The organism is Methylomonas sp. AM2-LC (genome assembly GCF_039904985.1).
Taxonomy (GTDB): Bacteria; Pseudomonadota; Gammaproteobacteria; order Methylococcales; family Methylomonadaceae; genus Methylomonas.
Map to the genome: position 1 here is coordinate 4,650,422 of NZ_CP157005.1, position 19,736 is coordinate 4,670,157.

Annotated in this window: 20 protein-coding genes; 12 read left to right on the forward strand and 8 right to left on the reverse strand. The window is 43.1% G+C overall.

Going from position 1 to position 19,736, the window contains the following annotated elements; all coding sequences use genetic code 11:
• Positions 1 to 7 precede the first annotated feature (7 nt).
• The 6 genes from ABH008_RS20810 to hldE all read right to left on the reverse strand — a co-directional run bounded on the left by ABH008_RS20810 (position 8) and on the right by hldE (position 6,098).
• A complete protein-coding gene (locus ABH008_RS20810) occupies positions 8 to 1,309 on the reverse strand; it encodes a hypothetical protein (protein ID WP_347987522.1) in 1,302 nt (433 codons plus the stop codon).
• 219 nt (positions 1,310 to 1,528) lie between these two features.
• Positions 1,529 to 2,074: a glycine zipper family protein gene (locus ABH008_RS20815; RefSeq protein WP_347987523.1), complete on the reverse strand. Its 546-nt coding sequence runs from the start codon at positions 2,072 to 2,074 to the stop codon at positions 1,529 to 1,531.
• An 8-nt stretch (positions 2,075 to 2,082) separates the two neighbouring features.
• Positions 2,083 to 2,451 (reverse strand): hypothetical protein, encoded by a 369-nt coding sequence (locus tag ABH008_RS20820; RefSeq protein WP_347987524.1) that lies wholly within the window; start codon positions 2,449 to 2,451, stop codon positions 2,083 to 2,085.
• A 480-nt stretch (positions 2,452 to 2,931) separates the two neighbouring features.
• Entirely contained in the window at positions 2,932 to 3,621 is a 690-nt protein-coding gene (locus tag ABH008_RS20825) for a hypothetical protein (protein ID WP_347987525.1), read from the reverse strand.
• A 176-nt stretch (positions 3,622 to 3,797) separates the two neighbouring features.
• Positions 3,798 to 4,664, reverse strand: coding sequence for a 4-hydroxybenzoate octaprenyltransferase (ubiA, locus tag ABH008_RS20830; protein ID WP_347987526.1), 867 nt, complete (start codon positions 4,662 to 4,664; stop codon positions 3,798 to 3,800).
• A 3-nt stretch (positions 4,665 to 4,667) separates the two neighbouring features.
• Positions 4,668 to 6,098, reverse strand: a complete 1,431-nt coding sequence (gene hldE, locus ABH008_RS20835) for a bifunctional D-glycero-beta-D-manno-heptose-7-phosphate kinase/D-glycero-beta-D-manno-heptose 1-phosphate adenylyltransferase HldE (protein ID WP_347987527.1) — start codon at positions 6,096 to 6,098, stop codon at positions 4,668 to 4,670.
• Between the two features lie 71 nt (positions 6,099 to 6,169).
• On the opposite strand from hldE, the gene arsC reads away from it, so the two are divergent.
• The 4 genes from arsC (at position 6,170) to ABH008_RS20855 (ending at position 8,541) form a co-directional block, all read left to right on the forward strand.
• Positions 6,170 to 6,517 carry an arsenate reductase (glutaredoxin) gene (arsC, locus tag ABH008_RS20840; RefSeq protein WP_347987528.1) on the forward strand — a complete coding sequence of 116 codons (348 nt, stop codon included), beginning with the start codon at positions 6,170 to 6,172 and terminating at the stop codon, positions 6,515 to 6,517.
• Entirely contained in the window at positions 6,518 to 7,114 is a 597-nt protein-coding gene (gene wrbA, locus ABH008_RS20845; protein ID WP_347987529.1) for an NAD(P)H:quinone oxidoreductase, read from the forward strand. It begins immediately after the preceding gene.
• 150 nt (positions 7,115 to 7,264) lie between these two features.
• Positions 7,265 to 7,573: a DUF6156 family protein gene (locus tag ABH008_RS20850; protein ID WP_347987530.1), complete on the forward strand. Its 309-nt coding sequence runs from the start codon at positions 7,265 to 7,267 to the stop codon at positions 7,571 to 7,573.
• Positions 7,574 to 7,938: 365 nt separating this feature from the next.
• Positions 7,939 to 8,541 (forward strand): DNA alkylation repair protein, encoded by a 603-nt coding sequence (locus ABH008_RS20855; protein ID WP_347987531.1) that lies wholly within the window; start codon positions 7,939 to 7,941, stop codon positions 8,539 to 8,541.
• Positions 8,542 to 8,751: 210 nt separating this feature from the next.
• Here ABH008_RS20855 and nifA read toward each other — a convergent pair whose 3' ends face one another.
• On the reverse strand, positions 8,752 to 10,278 hold the full coding sequence (gene nifA / locus ABH008_RS20860; RefSeq protein WP_347987532.1) for a nif-specific transcriptional activator NifA: 1,527 nt from the start codon (positions 10,276 to 10,278) through the stop codon (positions 8,752 to 8,754).
• Positions 10,271 to 11,905 (reverse strand): nitrogen fixation negative regulator NifL, encoded by a 1,635-nt coding sequence (nifL, locus tag ABH008_RS20865; protein WP_347987533.1) that lies wholly within the window; start codon positions 11,903 to 11,905, stop codon positions 10,271 to 10,273. Before nifL ends, nifA begins: the two co-directional genes overlap by 8 nt.
• A 416-nt stretch (positions 11,906 to 12,321) precedes the next feature.
• Here nifL and rsxA point away from each other — a divergent pair, with 416 nt between their 5' ends.
• The 8 genes from rsxA to nifB all read left to right on the forward strand — a co-directional run bounded on the left by rsxA (position 12,322) and on the right by nifB (position 19,730).
• The gene (gene rsxA, locus ABH008_RS20870) at positions 12,322 to 12,903 is read left to right on the forward strand and encodes an electron transport complex subunit RsxA (RefSeq protein ID WP_347987534.1); all 582 of its coding nucleotides are present in this window, start codon (positions 12,322 to 12,324) and stop codon (positions 12,901 to 12,903) included.
• 10 nt (positions 12,904 to 12,913) lie between these two features.
• The gene (rsxB, locus tag ABH008_RS20875) at positions 12,914 to 13,456 is read left to right on the forward strand and encodes an electron transport complex subunit RsxB (protein ID WP_347987535.1); all 543 of its coding nucleotides are present in this window, start codon (positions 12,914 to 12,916) and stop codon (positions 13,454 to 13,456) included.
• A gap of 12 nt (positions 13,457 to 13,468) precedes the next feature.
• Positions 13,469 to 14,965, forward strand: coding sequence for an electron transport complex subunit RsxC (rsxC, locus tag ABH008_RS20880; protein WP_347987536.1), 1,497 nt, complete (start codon positions 13,469 to 13,471; stop codon positions 14,963 to 14,965).
• Complete coding sequence (locus ABH008_RS20885) at positions 14,962 to 16,023, forward strand: RnfABCDGE type electron transport complex subunit D (protein ID WP_347987537.1); 1,062 nt, start codon at positions 14,962 to 14,964, stop codon at positions 16,021 to 16,023. Before rsxC ends, ABH008_RS20885 begins: the two co-directional genes overlap by 4 nt.
• An 8-nt stretch (positions 16,024 to 16,031) precedes the next feature.
• A complete protein-coding gene (rsxG, locus tag ABH008_RS20890; protein WP_347987538.1) occupies positions 16,032 to 16,757 on the forward strand; it encodes an electron transport complex subunit RsxG in 726 nt (241 codons plus the stop codon).
• Between the two features lie 25 nt (positions 16,758 to 16,782).
• Positions 16,783 to 17,496 (forward strand): electron transport complex subunit E, encoded by a 714-nt coding sequence (locus ABH008_RS20895; protein ID WP_347987539.1) that lies wholly within the window; start codon positions 16,783 to 16,785, stop codon positions 17,494 to 17,496.
• Positions 17,493 to 17,756: an RnfH family protein gene (locus tag ABH008_RS20900; protein ID WP_347987540.1), complete on the forward strand. Its 264-nt coding sequence runs from the start codon at positions 17,493 to 17,495 to the stop codon at positions 17,754 to 17,756. The genes ABH008_RS20895 and ABH008_RS20900 overlap by 4 nt, the downstream gene beginning before the upstream one ends.
• A 483-nt stretch (positions 17,757 to 18,239) precedes the next feature.
• Positions 18,240 to 19,730 carry a nitrogenase cofactor biosynthesis protein NifB gene (gene nifB, locus ABH008_RS20905; RefSeq protein WP_347987541.1) on the forward strand — a complete coding sequence of 497 codons (1,491 nt, stop codon included), beginning with the start codon at positions 18,240 to 18,242 and terminating at the stop codon, positions 19,728 to 19,730.
• Positions 19,731 to 19,736: the final 6 nt, after the last annotated feature.

The following is a 19,736-nucleotide window of genomic DNA, read 5'->3' on the forward strand; positions in this document are numbered from 1 at the left end:
CTTGTACTTATCTGACACTTAGACTACCAGCCTTGTCCAACCATTTAATCGCTTTGTCCTGCATCCAATATTGAGCAAACTGATCATTTTTGACCACTAAATCTAAAAATGCGCTACTGGTACTTAATACCGCCGCAACCTGTTTGTAGGCTAAACCCGCATCTCTTTCTTTGCTTTTATCATCCATAAATCCACCAGGAAAACCACCATCGTGTCCATGATTTCCTCCTGCACCGTATTGATTACTGAGTTGTAATAATCCACGCCCACCACGCATTTCATCGTTAGGACCCTGAATTGATCGATCACGCCCGCCGCCCATATTTGAACCTGCTAGCAAAGGATGCACAGCACCTTTTAATAATAGTAAATATTTACCACCGGCGGGTGCAAACTCCCACATAGCTGATCTAACTGATGCAGAGCTAATCGCATAAGGATCATTGTCCTCACTGCCGGTAATGACCAGCATAGGTAGATGCAATTTTTGAAATCGATTTCGTACATTACCTTCCGCTAAATCAATCGAAGGGCTCAAGGCAATTGCTGCTAAAGGCTTAAGTTCAGTATTGGTTGGCAATGTCGCTTTAAATTCTTCACCTAATACTCCTGCAACTGTTTGCGCACCTAAGTCATAGCCAACTAAAACAACTTTGGAAAAATTCGCATTCGCAAATAACGGTACTTGCAGATTTGCCCGGACTTTTAATTGTTGATAAGCCCAAAATAATTGTTCCATGCGATTTTTTAAGCTATCAATGGCAAAATATTCATGCCCCAGATAACGTAATTCACTGGCACGATCATTACCCGATGGTTTTCTATCTTTCTTACTTGAGAACCAGCCTCCATCCTCCACATCATCAGGACTGTCATCATTGGCTATTTCGTTTTCTTTATCTTCGTTTTTAAGTTTATTTTGCTCAGGCTTAAGTTCTTTTAATGCTTGACCAATACTCAAAGGTTGCATGCTAAACACCGCGTAGCCTGCTTTAGCCCAAGCTTCCCGCCATAACCGAGCGGCACTCGCATCTTCGCCCAAACTAGGCAGATAAATAACCAAGGGATAACTTCCAGAAGCAGTGGGAGCAGTCATCATTATATCCAGCTCAATTGCATCATGCCGCCACACTTCCCGAACACTATTTATAGCTAAATTACTGGCGGAAACGTAACCACCATTCACCAGAGCATCTGCCAACTTTTCAGATTGTTCTTCAGCGGTGAGTGCTTTTGGCTTGGAAGCACAGGAACTGATAAATACTGTAAAACTAATCAGTATCAGTACATTAATTAATTTTTGTGGCATAGCTTTGCTGCTCCGGCAAATCACTGACTAACTTATAATTATTTTGCGTGTATAGGTCGCTAAGAGTGTAACGATAAATCGTCGCAAATGGATTCAGAAAATTTAACTGAGCGACACACAATTTACATTGCTTATCACTGGACATAAAAAAACTTTACCAAACTATCGCTGAGACGAGGGTCGCTTGCTTTTTACATAAAAAACAAGCGACAGTATATCTTACTGTGGAGGAGGAGGGGGAGGTGTGTCTGGGGGTGGCGGATAACTGGGAGTAAATGTTTGCGGAGCTGATACCGACGGCACCGCTTGTCTAGCAGGCACTGCATTTGAAAACTGCCCAGACACAGGAACTTGATGACCTTTGGCATACATACACTGGATATAAGCTGCATCATAATGTTGTTGAGAAGCATATCCAGAATTACTTGCAGCTCCAGCACCCATCAAACTACCACCTAATAAACCGGTACCCGCACCAATAGCAGCTCCTCCAGCGCCACCGCCAATTGCCGCGCCTGCCGCTGCACCAATGACGGTACCGACTGCTGCACTGGTTACGCCACTTGAGATAGAAGCATTATTTGGAGTGGTTCCACCAACCTGATAAAGTGCAAATTGCTGACAATTGAAGTCATCTGTCCGAAACTGTTCAAAAGACTGGCCTGTACCCGGCAAAACCATGACGCTTGGCCCGGTAGGAATACTGGCACAGCCGCTGACCCCCAGGGTTATAGATAAAGCAAACACTCGATTTAATTGTGACATATTAGCTCCTATTGGGGAGTAGGTTGAACAAGCTGCCAACCGCCCGGGCATTCTTTAACATAAGGATAATAACCTTCGGGGTTGGTGCAAAAATGCCAATAATTCGACTGTTGTTGTGCTGGTGCTTGTTGAATAACGGGCGCTTGTTGAATATAGGTTTGTGGAGCAACAGGAACAGTGGCTATCACAGGTGGATAATATGGATAACCATAGGGATATCCATAACCGTACCCGTATGGATTGCCATATCCATAAAAAGGGGCGCCGAAATATACACCAAAACCACCGCCATGATGATGTCCCCATGCCCAATTGTTACTGCTATAGAAACAGCAGAATAGCAATAGTATAGTTGATAACTTTGTTTGGAATTTCATTAACTGCTCCTAGTTAAAACATGTCTATTCGACTATCACTTTCGTCAAAAGTGCCTAATGAGTTAAGGTTTTTCTCGCATAAGCATAGCATTATAAAGTCATGCATTTGTAACATGCAGGCGAATAACACATAAGGAAAGCTGAGCTTTTATATAAAAAAGACAGTAAACCATAAAAAGCAAAAAAAATGCCAGCTATTTATATTTAATATTTATTAAAAGCTTAAGAACAAGACAGAGAAATTGCCATGCATTTAACAAGTTAAAAATGGTTTATATCCACCATATTATATCGGTTTATGCACCGATTAAATAAGCGCATATCGAGGATAGAAACCCAGGGGATAGGGTAGCCGTAAAAAACGAATCCTTTTTGTTGGTATTATTCACAGTGGGCGATGGATAATACCAACCATAAAGTTTACAAAACTTTTAGATATTACTGACTGCGACACAATCAGCTATTTGTAACAAGCCTGTATTAAGCTGTAGCCGATAATAAAGATCCCACACTTGCATTATGAGTACCAATACCACCCGCATTATTCTGAATTTGCTGTAAAAAATTTTGCAAACTTAAAGTTGACGACGAAGTACCTGTTGCCGTTGAATTAGCGGCAGTCGCATTACTCCCACCAAAAGCAGTAACCAGATTATTAAAGTCAGCTTGTAAAGTATTACTGGTGTTACTTGAAGTATTGCTATTTAAAGAACTGATTAGACTTTGCAACTTAGTAGTAAAATCGTTATAACCACTTTTCACACTACTCGTTGCTGACGTGCTGTTATCAGTATTTACAGAGGCAGCAGATTGCGTAGCACTGCCCTGATTTAAAGCTGCAAACAAATCATGCATAAACGTATTTAATGCCTGTTGTGGGCTTCCTGTGGAACTTGAACTTGCCGAAACAGCTGCGGTTGACGATTGGCCTTGAGCACTTGTGCCGCTGGAATTTACACCACTCGCACCAACAGCCGAGACATTCAACCCCATACTTTGCAAAGATTGCATAATGCTTTGCATTAATCCGCCGCCACTATGATGATGACGTCCCTTACCTACCCCTGGAGTCTGACTATCACTATCCGAACTGCCTGAGATACTATTCAGGCTATTTAAACTTTGATTTGCATACGTTGATGCCATTGAGCCTATGCTTGACACACTCATAACTTCCGCCTTTTGGATTGGTATCGGCAAGTTATTGCCGCTTTTATGTGATTTTAATGTTTTTAAGCTTAAAAACACCGTTCACCAGCTAAAAAGCATAAGTCATGCCAAACATATAAATGCCTTATCAATTGCCACCTAGATTGATAATATCAATTAATAAACTTTGCATATGTTTACCAGTAAGCCATTAACAAACCGACGAATACGACCAATCCAAACCAGTTATTATTCAAAAAAGCTTTAAAACAACTTGGTTTATCAAAATGATAAATCAAAACCTGCTGATAAACAGCAAGACCAGCGGCAACTATTAACCCGGCATAATACGGCCAAGCTAATTGTGACATGCGACCCACTACCAGCAACAATACCAAAATGATGACCTGCAATAGCGCCGTTATTTCCCGCACACGTTTACCAAATAGAATGGCCGTCGATTTGACACCAATTTTTAGATCATCATCAATATCAACCATGGCATACATGGTATCGTAAACCAAAGCCCACAATATCACTGCCAAGTACAGAATCCAGGCCAATAAAGGAATACCCCCAGTCTGCGCAGCAAAAGCCATCGGTACTGAAAAACCAAACGCGATGCCTAGATAGGCTTGCGGAAGATGGGTAAAACGCTTCATAAATGGATAACTAGCCGCCAAAAATGCCGCGACAAACGAAAGCGCGATAGTGTATAAGTTCATCAACAACACCAGCCCAAATGCGGTTAGACATAACACGGCGAATAAAATCAATGCTTCTTTAGGCTTAACTCTGCCTGCCGCAATGGGTCTTTGCTGGGTGCGTTGTACATGCGGATCAAAATCTTTGTCTGCATAATCGTTAATAACGCAACCCGCAGCACGCATTAATACCACTCCTAGACAAAATACGCTCAACACCAAAGCATTTGGCCTTCCATTAGCGGCTATCCAAAGCGCCCATAGGGTTGGCCATAACAAAATCAGAATACCAATTGGTTTATCAAAACGAGCCAGCAACCAATATTGCTGCAATCTGTCGAGTAAGTAGTGTTTTGTCATCAGTTAAGCCTGAGTCTTATCTTTAATGGTTTGGATAATTGCAGTGGTGGAATGTCCAGCCACAAAGGACAGAATTTTCACTTCTCCGCCATTAGCCAACACACTCTCATGTCCGGCAATACTACTGATATCGGTGTAATCGCCCCCTTTTACCAGAATATCCGGTAAAAGCTGATCTATGACAAATTGCGGTGTGTCTTCTTCAAACGGAGCCACCCAGTCAACACATTCCAGAGCTGCCAGCATTTCCATACGATGCGCCAACGAATTAACTGGACGCTGCGGTCCTTTTAGGCGTTGCACAGAGGCATCACTATTTACCAATACCACTAAGCGCTCTCCCAGCGTTTTGGCCTGTTGTAAATAGCGTATATGGCCAGGGTGCAGAATATCAAAGCATCCGTTAGTCGCGACCACTTTGTCACCAGCCATTTGTGCAGATTGCCTCTCTATCAATAACTCTGCAAGTGTGCAAACACCTTTATGGGGGGCACGTTCACCCTGTAAAGCGATCTGTAATTCATCGGTATTTACAGTCGCTGTACCCATTTTTCCTACCACTATACCAGCACCCATATTAGCTAACTGCGTGGCTTCCGGCAGCGATTTTTTGGCCGCCAAACTGGCAGCCAGTACCGAAATCACCGTATCTCCGGCACCCGTTACATCATAAACTTCGCGCGCGTGGGTAGGAAGGTGCAAGGGTTCCTGGTTTTTACACAACAAAGTCATGCCCTGTTCGCCTCGGGTTATTAACAAGGCTTGCAACTCCAATTCTTCCAGTAAATTTATACCGCGTTCCACAATTTGTTGTTGATCGAAGCAATGACCGACGATGGCTTCGAATTCACTATAATTTGGAGTAATCAGCGTAGCGTGCTTATAGAGGGAAAAATCACTGCCTTTTGGATCAACCAGAACGGGCTTTTGCAATTGATTGGCTAAACGAATAAAGTGCTGTACCTGACTTAAAGTACCTTTCCCGTAATCTGACAGCACCACCACCTGTGACTGCGTTAGCTCGGCATGAAATTGATGCAACAGCATATCACTGGCTACCTGATGAAAACCATCCTCAAAATCCAGACGAATCAATTGCTGGTGTCGACTCATTACTCGTAACTTGGTAATGGTCGGAAAATGCTTTATGGCCTGAAACTGACATAATACGCCAGCTTGTGAGAGTATATTCTCTAACACCTGAGCTGCCTCATCGTCCCCGGTAAAACCTAGCAAAGACACTTTGGTTCCCAACGCAGCTATATTTAATGCCACATTACCGGCCCCCCCTGGACGTTGCTCGTCGCCATTAACATGGACCACGGGTACAGGAGCTTCAGGGGAAATACGAGAAGTAGTTCCGTGCCAGTAACGATCTAACATTAAATCGCCGAGCACTAATACACGGGCTTGAGAATAATTAGGGAGTTGCATAGTATTCACAGAATGTTTATATTTTCAGATGCTATTATAGCGGTTTGTTGAGTTTTCAAGGTGAGTAAACTATGAATGTAAAAATCTACCATAACCCTCGTTGTAGCAAATCCAGAGAGGTTTTAAAGCTGCTTCAGGCGCAAGGCATACAAGCCGAAATCATTGAATACCTTAAAACACCACCCTCCATTGAGGAATTAACGGATATTATACAAAAACTGGGCATAAAACCGCGCGGACTGATGCGTACCAATGAGCCTGAATACAAAGAAAACATTCTGGATGATGTCGACTTGAGTGATGCTGACTTAATTACCGCAATGCACAAGATGCCACGACTGATTGAAAGACCTATTGTAGTCGCCAACGGTAAAGCGGCTATCGGCAGACCAGCAGAAAACGTACTGGCGATTTTATAAATGACTAGCATTCTGATTCTGTATTACAGCCGTAATGGCAGTACCTTAAGCATGGCTCAACAAATAGGACGCGGCGTGGAATCAGTGTCTGGCGCAGAAGCTATATTACGCACTGTTCCAGAAATATCTAGCGTGTGTGAAAAAATTGCAGAGTCTATTCCCACTACTGGCGCACCTTACGTCAGTTTAAGCGATCTGGAAAATTGTGATGGTTTGGCACTGGGTAGCCCTACCCATTTTGGCAATATGGCTGCCCCGTTAAAACATTTTATAGATACCAGCAGCGGTTTGTGGATAGCAGGGGCTTTATCCGGCAAACCAGCCGGAGTATTTACTTCTACAGGCAGCATGCATGGTGGACAGGAAAGCACCTTGTTATCCATGATGCTACCATTGTTACATCATGGTATGTTGTTAATGAGCTTGCCTTGTAATGAAATTGCTTTACGCGAAACTCAAACAGGAGGAACACCCTACGGCCCCAGTCACTTTAACGAAACAGAGAACGATTTATCCGATCATGAGAAACGTCTTTGCTGGGTTCTGGGTGTTCGTTTAGCGAAAACTGCTCTGGCGTTAAAGGCGGTTAAAGTTTAACCAGTTATCGATTGTCATAAAGCTGACAATCGATAATCCGTTAAAGCCGTTTCGTAACAGACTTTTCAATCAAAATTGGCAAAGGCTGCTGGCTGCAAACATGGCACAATATTTGTGTGGTTAATTTTTTTACCTTAAATTAACTTGCCAATGAATACATCTATCGAAAATTGCAAATGCCGCTATTTTACTTCTTATAGCGGCGTTAAACTGCCGTTGAAATTGGTTAATCAATTAACCGATATGGTACCGGAAAATCGAAACACCTATTTTAGGGCTTATTTTGATCCAGAAGAACAACTCATTTTGTGTCAGAAGCTGGTATACGGTGAAATTGAATTGCAACATCGTTATACCTATTACTCTAACCACATGCTCAGCCAAGCTGAAATTACCGATGCTGATGGAGAAGTGACAGTTTTAAGTTTTACAGAGACTGGGGAGTCATTAGCAGATTAGCGGTAAAGCTAGATTCGATTTGGCAATTCTGGAAGTTGATTGCGATTTGATCAGACGCTATATCAGCTATCTTGTGACAATAAAGAATTTCAGTTTAATGGCACGTAAAAGCTTGAAACTTGACGTTCAATTAATTACTATCCATACCAGTTGGGTAGGATATTCCAACCAGCGGGCGGCACGTCACTTTAAAAATAATCTATCATCATGACCGAATATCATAGACTCCACATTCCTATTACCACATGGTTTTTACCATTAATGTTGCCGGGCGCACAATGATGCGCAGCCCGCTGGTTGGCACATCTACGGACTACGGACTCGCGTAGTAAGTACTGTAAAAGTCTAAGAAGATAGTTAAAGATATGGAACCTAAAGCCTATATTGCAGCGGTGGATACTGCATTACTTCCGCTGGCAAATGATGATCATGCGAAAGTAATGTCTGCTTATCTCAAAGGGCAGTTTCCGTTTTTAGGGATACCTGCGCCGAAAAGGCGGCAAGCGGTAAAACTAATTGGAATTAATAAGTGGGATTCTTCGAAATTATTTGAGGTAGTGGATTTGCTATGGCAGCGGCCCGAACGAGAATATCGATACACCGCAATTGATCTACTTCGTCGACATGCCAGAGTTATACAAGTAACTAAACTGCCACACCTGCATCGCCTTATTCTAACTGATTCCTGGTGGGAAACTGTCGACGGGCTGGCAGGAGTGGTCAGTGCAATGTTCCATCCTTGCTATAACACTGATGGCCATTATGCAAAGGTTGCAATGGATGAATGGATAGCGCATAACAATTTCTGGTCACAACGTGTAGCCATGTTGCATCAGCTTGGTTGGCGAATGCATACTAATTCAGATCGATTATTTAGCTATGCCAAGTTGCTTGCGCATGAAAAAGAATTTTTCCTTCGGAAGGCAATAGGCTGGGCTCTCCGAGATTACGCCCGCTGGAATCCTTAGGCTGTAAGTGCTTATCTAAAGGAAAACGAAGCTATTTTTTCCAGCTTGACCATAAAGGAAGCTAAAAAGCACTTATAATCGCATTTAGCTTGCCATAAGTAGAGCAAAGCCACCGTCGGCATTACAGGTTTTGTTCAGCCTATAATGTTGAATTTAAACTTTTACAGTTTAACAACACACAACAAGCGCATTTACATATGATAATAACCTTCAAATTTGCTTAACATTAATATTCAATGTTTGAATCCGATAAGCTATTTGCCTAGGCGTCATATCCAGCAGACGTGCTGCTTTGGCCTGCACCCAGCCACTTTGCTCCAAAGCAGCAATCACGCGTTCACGTTCATCCATATTTTCATCATGTAAATCTACGTGCTTAACAGCATATGCACTACGACTAATGCCAATCTCACTTTCCAGACCGGTACTGGCAATCACATCCCTATCGATAATACCCTCGGCACTCATGATCGCCGCGCGCTCTAAACGGTTTTCCAATTCGCGCACATTTCCCGGCCAATCGTGTTTCATCAGAATACGAATAGCACTTTCTTTAATTTCCAATTGCCGACCACCCTGTTGCTTAGAAATGCGGTTCAACAGGAAACTCGCCAGCTCTGGAATATCTTCAATACGATCTCTAAGCGGTGGCATATTAATGGGCATGACGTTGAGCCGATAATACAAATCTTCACGAAAACAACCCTCAGCCACTTCCTGCTCTAAATTTCGGTTGGTAGCGGCGATAATACGCACGTTTACTTTCAGCGTTCTTACTCCCCCCACTCTTTCGAATTCACCCTCCTGCAATACTCTTAACAATTTGGCCTGGAACGAGGCGGAAATTTCACCAATTTCATCCAGAAACAACGTACCATTGTCGGCGAGTTCAAAACGCCCCTTGCGCTGTCCAATGGCTCCGCTGAATGCACCTTTTTCATGTCCAAATAATTCTGATTCCAACAAGGTATCCGGCAAGGCCGCACAATTCAACTTCAAAAACGGGCCATTTGCGCAAGCCGAATTAAAATGTATGGAACTGGCAACCACTTCCTTACCGGTACCCGATTCGCCGCGAATCAGTACAGTGGTATGCCATTTTGCAACCTGACGGATAATATCAAACACTTTAAGCATCGGTTCAGAATGGCCAATAATATTTTCAAAGCGATAATTTTTAACCAGAGCTTGCTTTAGATAATCACGTTCACTTGCCAACTCGTTTTGCTTACGCTCCATAACCCGTAGCAAATTGACACTATTGGCAATTAAATTGGCCACCATTTCCATAAAACGTGCACGTTCACCCAAAAATCGGGCATCGCAGGGTTGAGCGGCAAGAATCCCGACTACTTCACCGTGTTCAACCGCTAAGGGAGATCCTATAAAAGGTAGATCAGGATTATAAACACCGAGACGACTCAAAAAACGTGGCTCATCTTTAATACGTTCCACAACAATCGTACAGCCCTCGTCCAATATTGCCCCAACCAGTCCTTCGCCAGGTTGATAACGGACAGAACGATCAATATTTTCACCGTAAATTTCACACAAACTCATACTATCGTCATCGACATCACGCAAGGTGATCATTCCAAAATGTAATCCTGAGCGTTTATGCAAAATTTCCAGAATACCTTTAAGCTTTGATCGCAAATCATGGGTACTATTGAGTAATTGACTAACCAGAAATAAAGTATCCAGTTCCGATTCAACCATCAGTAAACGTTCATTCATAACCATTAACCGAAGTGATATTTTTGGGACAAACTGGAAAGCTTAAGTTAACACAACAACCCTTTTGATAATTGGGATCAATCCCTATCATGCCATTGTGTTGAGTAACAATTTCTTTAACCATCACCAACCCCATGCCAGCCTGCACCTCACCCATACCATGTGTCGTAAAAAATGGCTCAAAAACTTTGTTGCGTTGATTCTGTGGAATACCCGGCCCAGTATCTGCTATCGATACATTGACCCAATCATTATCCACTGCTGTAATGATTTTAATCATGCGTTCGTGGCTGCCAGCACGATTCATAGCATTAACGCAGTTATCAATTAATTGTTTGAAAGACATACGTAGTTTATTAGCCGAACCGAGGATAGATGGCAATACAGGATTAGGTAACCAGTCAACGATAATTCCGTTTGCTAAAAACTTGTTACTGTACAACAGCATCACCTCATGCAAAAGCTGATTAACATTAACAGGAACAACTGCTGTTTCAGGTATTTCCGGCACACAATTCTGTAAAGTTTTCAGAGTTTCTGCACCCATTAATTGCACTTGACCCAATAAATCTTGTAAAGGCTTATTGCTCACTTCATTTCGTTGCGCCATAATCTGAATGGCAGCATTAATTTGATTTAAAGGCTGACAAATCTGATGCATGGCTCCCAGCAGGGTTTCACGAATACTCCGAATATGTTCTTCTTCTGCCAACACGGTGCGCAAGGCCTGAATCTGCATATGTTCCTGCTGACGACGTTGCAGGCTGATATCGTTAATACTCAATAACAAATAATCTCTGGATTGTTTAACAAAAAAATTATCAGCGCAACTATCGCTTTCGGTAAACCAATTACCCGAACAAGAAAACCAGCGCGTACCGCGCCGCCCCACCCCTTCTACACGCACTTCATAATTTGCAAAGCCGCGTTTACGATCTGAGTCATTCCAAAGATCCCCCATGTCGGGTTCCAAGGCGTCTAGAAAAAATAAAGCGGGCTCATTTTTATCCAATTCGCTAATCAGCATTTTGTACATCTGATTATCCAGAACAACCTTTTTCTTTTCGTCCAGTACGACCATTGCGACTGGTGATGCATTAATTACCGATTCAATCAGTTGTTTCTGGTTAGTGACTAATTGTTCGGCATTATGTGTCTGAGTTACATCGCGATGCATACCTATAAAATGACTAATATCGCCTTTTTCATTCAACATCGGCGCGATAGTCAAATCAGCCAGATAGCGTTGACCTTGTTTTTTACGATTGACCAATTGTCCGTGCCAAACTTTTTTTCTGGAAATAGTATGCCAAAGATCATAATAAACTTGGCGTGGCGTAGATTTATCAGAAAGCTTTGATTCATTCATGCCGAGTATTTCAGATGCTTTATAGCCTGTGACACTTGTGAAAGCATCATTGATATAAAGAATGTTCGCTTTTTTATCGGTAATAGAAATAGCAATTGGTGCTTGTTCCACGGTTTTAACAAATAAGGAAAAAGGTAAGTTTTGCGACTGCTTTCCTCTTTGTCCCTTGCTGGCTTCCTCCACATCTGCAGGTATTAGTTGATCAGCCACTTCTGCGGCAATCTCGGTAAGCAGATATTCGGGTGTTGGTTTAGTCATAGCCGGAATTTCTCATAAGATTAAGTTCTGATAAATTACATGCAATTTAAACGCCAAAACCCAGGGTTTTGAATTTAAAAAGGCAAAGACACCTATCCAGCTTTTAAAAGTAACGATAAATCGGTAGCTTCTGCTGGCTGTACCCTCATCGTGTAAATTTACAGGCATTAGTAATTCATGTATTAGTCAAAGTAGCATGGTCACGTTCCAAAATAAAATACGCTAGAAATTCCTTGTTGGTACTTAATTGTAAGGTTTACAACAATTTTAATCCAGCTGACTACTGACTGTATTTTTTAGCACAGAAAATACCACAAATTTTCAACAACATTATTACGTAATCCACTACAGCGCTGACTTTTTACAGCCTTGGCATGGATGATGCTGTTTAGTTAACAAAACTGTGGGTTATAACAATGAGTGAATACTTACTTCTAATTTTAGGTACAGCCTTAGTCAACAATGTCGTGTTGGTTAAGTTTTTAGGGTTATGTCCTTTCATGGGCGTATCTAATAAACTCGACACGGCATTAGGTATGGGCATGGCTACTACCTTTGTTTTAACTTTGGCCTCTGCCGCAAGCTGGGTATTAGAACATTATTTGCTGATTCCGTTTGATATCGGTTTTCTAAGAGTTCTAGGATTTATTTTGGTCATTGCCGCTGTGGTGCAATTTACAGAGATGGTCATCCATAAAACTAGTCCGGTACTCTATCAAGTACTGGGTATTTTTTTACCTTTAATTACCACTAATTGTGCAGTTTTGGGCGTCGCATTATTGAATATTCAGGAAAAATATAATTTTATACAAAGCTTGCTATTTGGCTTTGGTTCAGCTTTAGGATTTACTCTGGTGATGGTGCTATTTGCCGGTCTGCGTGAACGCTTGGCGCTCATGGCTGTACCGGCACTTTTTTCCGGCACCCCCATTGCGTTTATCACCGCTGGCATTTTGTCGCTGGCTTTTATGGGATTTGCAGGACTTTACAGCAAATAAGAGGCACGCTATGTACGTTTTATCTGCCATAGTCATTATGACAGCCCTTGGCTTGCTTCTGGGCTTTAGTTTAGGTATTGCCGCTAAATATTTAAAAGTGGAATCAGATCCTTTGGTTGAGAAAGTCGAAGCTCTGATGCCAGGTTCTCAATGCGGTCAGTGCGGATTTCCTGGGTGTAAGCCAGCAGCTGAGGCGCTAGTCTCAGGTGCTGCTCCTGTTACGCTATGCCCGCCCGGTGGCACAGCACTGGTTGAACAATTGGCAAAATTACTGGGTGTCGATGTTGATTTAAGTAATACACAGGATCAAGAGCCCATGGTTGCCCGTGTCAGCGAAGAAACCTGCACTGGCTGTACGCGTTGTTTCAAAGTGTGTCCAACTGATGCCATTGTTGGCGCGCCTAAACAAATTCATGCAGTGGTAGCAGATGCCTGTATTGGTTGCAAAAAATGCGTAGAGGTATGTCCTACAGAGTGTTTGCAAATGCACCCCATTGATATAACGCTTCGCAATTGGCGCTGGCCTAAACCACAACCGCAGATTGCAGCCTAAAGGAGAATATCTATGCTCGCATTCCTAGAAAACCCAAGACTGCGCGGCGGTATTCATGCTGAAGAACACAAACAGCTAACTACCGATAAAACTATTATTAAAGATTTCCCCCTCCCCAAAAAACTTTATATACCTGTACAACAACATGTGGGCAAACCTGCGGAGCCCATTGTCAAAGTTGGAGAGCGCGTTTACAAAGGTCAACTGTTAGCTTATAGCCAAGGCACCATTTCGGCGCCTATTCACGCACCAACATCGGGCAAAATTATCGATGTTAAAGATTTTCCAGCACCACATCCCTCAGTTTTACCGGTGCGAACGGTGATTTTGGAAAGTGATGGACAGGAAGAATGGCTGCAAAAACATCCTGCTATTGATCCATTTTCACTCAATCCGGAGGAAATTTGTACCAAAGTTGGTGAAGCAGGCGTGGTGGGTTTAGGCGGCGCCGTATTTCCTTCTGCTGTTAAACTCAATTTAGGTCGAAAAAATCAAATTCATACTTTATTGATCAATGCGGGCGAATGTGAACCTTATCTAACTTGCGATGATCGTTTGATGCAAGAACACGCCGAGGAAATTGTTACGGGTATTCGTATAATGCTACACGGCATGGGCGCACCCAAGGCTCTAGTTGGCATAGAAGACAATAAACCTGAAGCATTTCTGGCCATGCAAAACGCCAGTAAGGCATTTCCCCATATCAGCATTGAAAAGGTACCCACTCGATATCCTATGGGCTGGGACAGACAAATGCTTCGTTACTTAACCGGACTGGAAATTCCTGCTGATGGCCGGGCCACAGATATAGGCGTAGTGGTACATAATGTAGCGACGGCCCGAGCCGTGTATCAAGCTATATGTTTAGGTCAACCACTAATTAGTAGGATAGTCACTGTTTCTGGTGGCGCAGTTGCACATCCAGCCAATTTGGAAATACCGATAGGCACACTGATATCGGAAGTTTTAGCCTTTTGCGGCGCAGATAAAGCCAAAATACAGCGTTTAGTCATGGGTGGCCCCATGATGGGCGATGCACTGCCTCATGCGGAAGTGCCTGTGGTAAAAGCTTGTAACGGTATACTGGCTTTATCCTCACAGGAAATTGAGGAACCCAGCACTAAAGCCTGTATCCGTTGCTCCAGCTGTGTAACAGTTTGCCCGGTCGGTTTGCTGCCATTAGAAATGGTCAGTCGCATACGTGTTAACCAATTGGATGCCGCTGTCGACTTAGGTTTAAAAGACTGTATTAATTGTGGTAGCTGTTCATACATTTGTCCATCCAACATACCTTTGGTGCATTATTTTAAATTTGCCTCAGGTGAGTTAGTTAAACGCCAACAAGCCGAACATAAAAGCGAACAAACCAATCGCCTGATTAACGACCGAAACCAGCGTATGGAGCGGATTAGACTGGAGGCCGAAGCTGAAGCACAAAAGGCTCAGGAAGCACGTGCCGCTAGATTGGCGCAACAAGCAGCAGCTCAAGCAGCTAAGGAATCGGCATGAACAATAAAGTGATAAGCGGACCGCATCTGGTCGCTACTCGACGGGTTAACGATATTATGCGCCAAGTGATTATTGCGCTGGCGCCTTCCGCGGCATTTGGGGTATTTTTGTTTGGTTGGCCTGCCTTGTATTTACTGGTCATCACTATTTGTTCTGCTTTGGCCTTTGAAGCATGTTGTCTCAGATTAAAAGGCGTAGTGGCTACCCCGCATTTACGAGATGGTTCTGCTATTGTGACTGGACTGCTAGTAGCCATGACATTGCCACCTTGGGCACCATGGTGGATTGCCGTTACGGGGGCCGCTATTGCCATTATTTTAGGTAAACATGTGTATGGCGGTCTGGGGCAAAATTTATTCAATCCTGCCATGCTGGCCCGAGTAGCACTATTGATATCATTTCCCATTGAAATGACTACCTGGATTAATGTCACCCCGCTGTTTACTGGACCCGGTATTTTAGACAGTTTAAATTTAACTTTCTCAGGTTTAGACAATGCTGATGGTATAACGGGGGCAACTACGCTAGGCATGGTAAAAACTGGCTTTTCACAAAATCAATTTTTACCGGATAGTCTAAATCATTATTCCGGTTTTCTGGCTTTCATAGGCTGGGAACGTGGCAGCTTGGGTGAAACATCTACACTATTACTTTTAATAGGCGGTTTCGGCTTACTGCGTAAAGGCATTATCAAATGGCACATTCCGGCATCACTACTCGCCACAGTCTTTGTATTATCCAGTGTATTTCATCTCGTAAACAGTGCGCGTTATTTGAGTCCATGGGTAGAGCTTAATTCGGGTGCATTGATGCTGGTCGCCTTTTTTATTGCCACCGATTATGTGACTTCACCAAACACAGCTCTCGGCGAATTGTTATTTGGTATGGGCTGCGGAATACTTATTTTCGTAATTCGCGCTTGGGGTGGTTACCCTGAAGGAACAGGTTTTGCAATCTTGCTTATGAATGCAATTACACCACTGATAGATCACTATATTCGCCCTAGAATTTATGGTCGCTACCGTGACGGTAAACCGCTCGATATTTCCCCACAGTGAGATCAGAAATGAATCCCGAACCCGAAAAACCAGCACTGACCGCAAAGACTTTGCAAGTCCTAGGTATGATGCAACAAAAGCTGTCTATCTGGCTGGAACCCTCTAACTTGGAACAACTACGTCCGCAATTGCAGTTTCAAACCGGCATCTTAGCTGGCTTTGCTTTGTTAGCTGCGCTATTGCTTGGATTTGCTGATTTAGCGACACGCGGTGTTATTCAGCATCGATTACAAGAAGATTTACAAGCCAATCTGGAACAGGTAATACCGACTGAGCTCCATGATAACAACCTGTTACAAGATAGTGTGTTGATTGATTCAACTGCAGACAAATTGGGTGCTGATCAAACTGAAGTGTATTTGGCAAAAAAACAGGGTGAAATTAGCGCTGTGTGCTTTAAGTTTGTTGCCCCAGATGGTTACGCGGGACCTATCAATTTGGTGATGGGTATCGATCGAAACGGTGAAATTTTGGGTGTGCGTGTTATTTCCCATATCGAAACACCGGGTTTAGGCGACAAAATTGAAATTAGCAAATCAAAATGGGTGTTGTCGTTTAATGGTAAATCGCTTCAAAATATGTCCGTGGAACAATGGGCTGTAAAAAAAGATGGTGGTAGTTTCGACCAATTTAGTGGTGCGACCATTACTCCCAGAAAAGTAGTGCAGGCCATTCGCCGCGGCTTGAAATTTTATGAACTGCATCAGACAGAACTATTAAGCGCTAACCATTAATCTGTTTTTATAGCGAGCACAAACTATGAACTTAGCCGTATTTTTTTCAGCGCCCTATCGAAAAATCGCCCGTGATGGTCTATGGGATAATAATGTGGTATTGACTCAAAATCTGGCTTTATGCCCTTTATTAGCTGTGACAGGTACGGCTACAAATGGGTTGGGTATGGGCTTGGCGACCATGGTAGTTATGTTGGCCTCAAACGCAACAGTATCTGTCTGCAGGCACCTGATCCCCCCGGAGATTCGCATTCCCATCTTTGTACTACTCATAGCCGCGCTAGTAACCCTGGTGGACATATTTCTGAATGCCTGGATGCATGAATTACACAAAGTACTGGGTTTATTTATTCCGTTGATCGTTACCAATTGTGTAATTCTGGGTCGCGCAGAAGCGTTTGCCTCTAAACAGCCGGTACTGCCTGCGGTATGGGATGGTTTAATGATGGGACTAGGATTTACCCTGGTGATGGTGGTATTAGGCGCGGTCAGAGAAATTAGTGCTCAGGGAACCTTGTTTGCCAATGCCTCGGTACTACTGGGTGATAGCTTTAGTTTTTTAGAAACGACTATTATCTCCCACTACAAAGGATTTCTACTAACAGCGCTGCCGCCTGGGGGGTTTATAGTTTTGGGTTTTATGGTGGCTGTCAAACGCATGCTGGATAATAAACTCAGCGTCACTCATCCTGTTGCCAGCCCTTTACCTGATCCTATTTTGAGCGGAGAAAACTCATGAATGTAGGCGTTTGTTATGCTCAGGCTGACAGGCAAATTTGGTTAAAATTGGACGTACCAGAAACCAGTACTATTTCTGAAGTGATAGTGTTGTCTGGTCTATTAAACCAGTATCCGGAAATTGATCTGGAAACACAAAAAGTGGGTATTTTTGGCAAAATTGCCAAACTGGATACCTTGGTTAAAGATGGCGACCGGGTGGAAATCTATCGTAAAATTACGGCAGATCCGGCGCAGGTGCAGCGAAGAAGATCAGTGTGAAAACTGTTTTCATTCGAGCTAAGTGAGTCGATAAATAGAAGTTGTAAATCTTATCTAAAACCAGCCATAGTTTTCGATTAAAAGAGCGCATAGAGACAGTATATTTCTACAATTAACCACCAACTGAGCTTCACTGCCAATCTGAATACAATAAAGGCAAGCTACAACCTTTATCAAAGTCTACAAGTTATAGTTACGAATATCTCTCTTCCATTTCAGGGTAGTCAGTTTTTTATTGATGGTGAAAGTTAGCAATCATATCAAATAGTAAAAAATTCTTTCACTCCCCTACTTCCGTTTTGTTCAAAACTCACCATCTCCTCCCGTAATAATTGTTCCGTTACAAACATTAAACTTGTGACAATTCTGACAAACAGCCAGATCAAAATTAATAAATCAATATAAATCATATACTTATAAACAAATCACAACTGGCACGACCTGTGCATTAGTGCTTATAACCACTTATGCCAGGAGAGTTTCATGGAATTGCCAGTCTTAAACGAAAAACCTGCCGCTACAGGCGGCTGCTCTGCAAGTTCTTGCGGAACCACTGATGATCAGTTAAGTCATTTGAGTGATGATATTCGAGAAAAAGTACAGAACCACCCGTGCTATTCAGAAGATGCCCATCATTATTTTGCGCGTATGCATGTAGCGGTTGCTCCTGCCTGCAATATTCAATGTCATTACTGTAACCGTAAATACGATTGCGCTAACGAATCACGTCCAGGTGTAGTTTCAGAATTATTAACCCCTGATCAAGCCGTGAAAAAAACCATGGCTGTAGCGGCTAATATTCCGCAAATGACGGTTTTGGGTATCGCAGGCCCCGGTGATCCACTTGCCAATCCTGAACGTACTTTCGAAACTTTCCGCCGTCTAAGCGAGGAAGCGCCTGATATAAAACTGTGTGTTTCTACGAATGGCTTGGCTTTGCCGGCTGCGGTTGAAGAGTTATCCAAACACAATATTGATCATGTCACCATCACCATCAACTGTGTTGATCCTGAAGTGGGTGCAAAAATATATCCTTGGATATTCTGGGAAAACCGTCGTATCAAAGGCAAAAAAGGCGCGAAAATTTTAATCGAACAACAGCAAAAAGGCTTGGAAATGCTGGTAGCTAAAGGCATTTTGGTCAAGGTTAATTCGGTGATGATACCGGGTGTTAATGATAAACACCTGGCTGAAGTCAGCAAAATCGTTAAAGAAAAAGGCGCATTTTTACATAATGTAATGCCATTGATTGCTGAGGCTGAACATGGCACTTTCTATGGCGTTATGGGTCAACGCGGGCCAAATCCAGAAGAGTTACAAGCTTTACAGGATTCTTGTTCCGGTGACATGAATATGATGCGTCATTGTCGCCAGTGTCGTGCCGATGCCGTAGGTATGTTAGGTGAAGACCGTGGCGATGAGTTCACGATGGACAAGATTGAAACCATGGAAATCGATTATCAGGCGGCGATGGAAAAACGTAAAGTTATCCATCAAGCCATCACCGAGGAAATGAACAGCAAACGCGCCGCAAAAGCCACTGCCGCAGAACAGTTTGCCGCTGAAGAAAAGTTGACTACCCGTCCAGTGTTGATGGCTGTTGCCACCAGTGGCCAGGGTTTGATCAATATGCATTTTGGACATGCTAAAGAGTTTTTAATCTACGAAGCCTCACCGGAAGGCGTGCGTTTTATCAGTCACCGCAAAACAGAGTTGTATTGTAGTGGTGACAGTGCTTGCGGAGAAGCGGAAACCGCTTTGCAACGTACCATTCGTACCCTGGAAGGCTGCGAAGCCGTTCTGTGCTCAAAAGTGGGTTACGAGCCTTGGGATATGCTGGAACAGGCTGGCATTGCGCCAAATGGCGAACATGCCATGGAACCCATTGAGGAAGCGGTCATGGCGGTTTACAAAGAAATGGCTGCAGCTGGCAAGCTTGAAGAGGTTTCCGACCAGCAACGTGCCAGCGCTTAAGGAGTC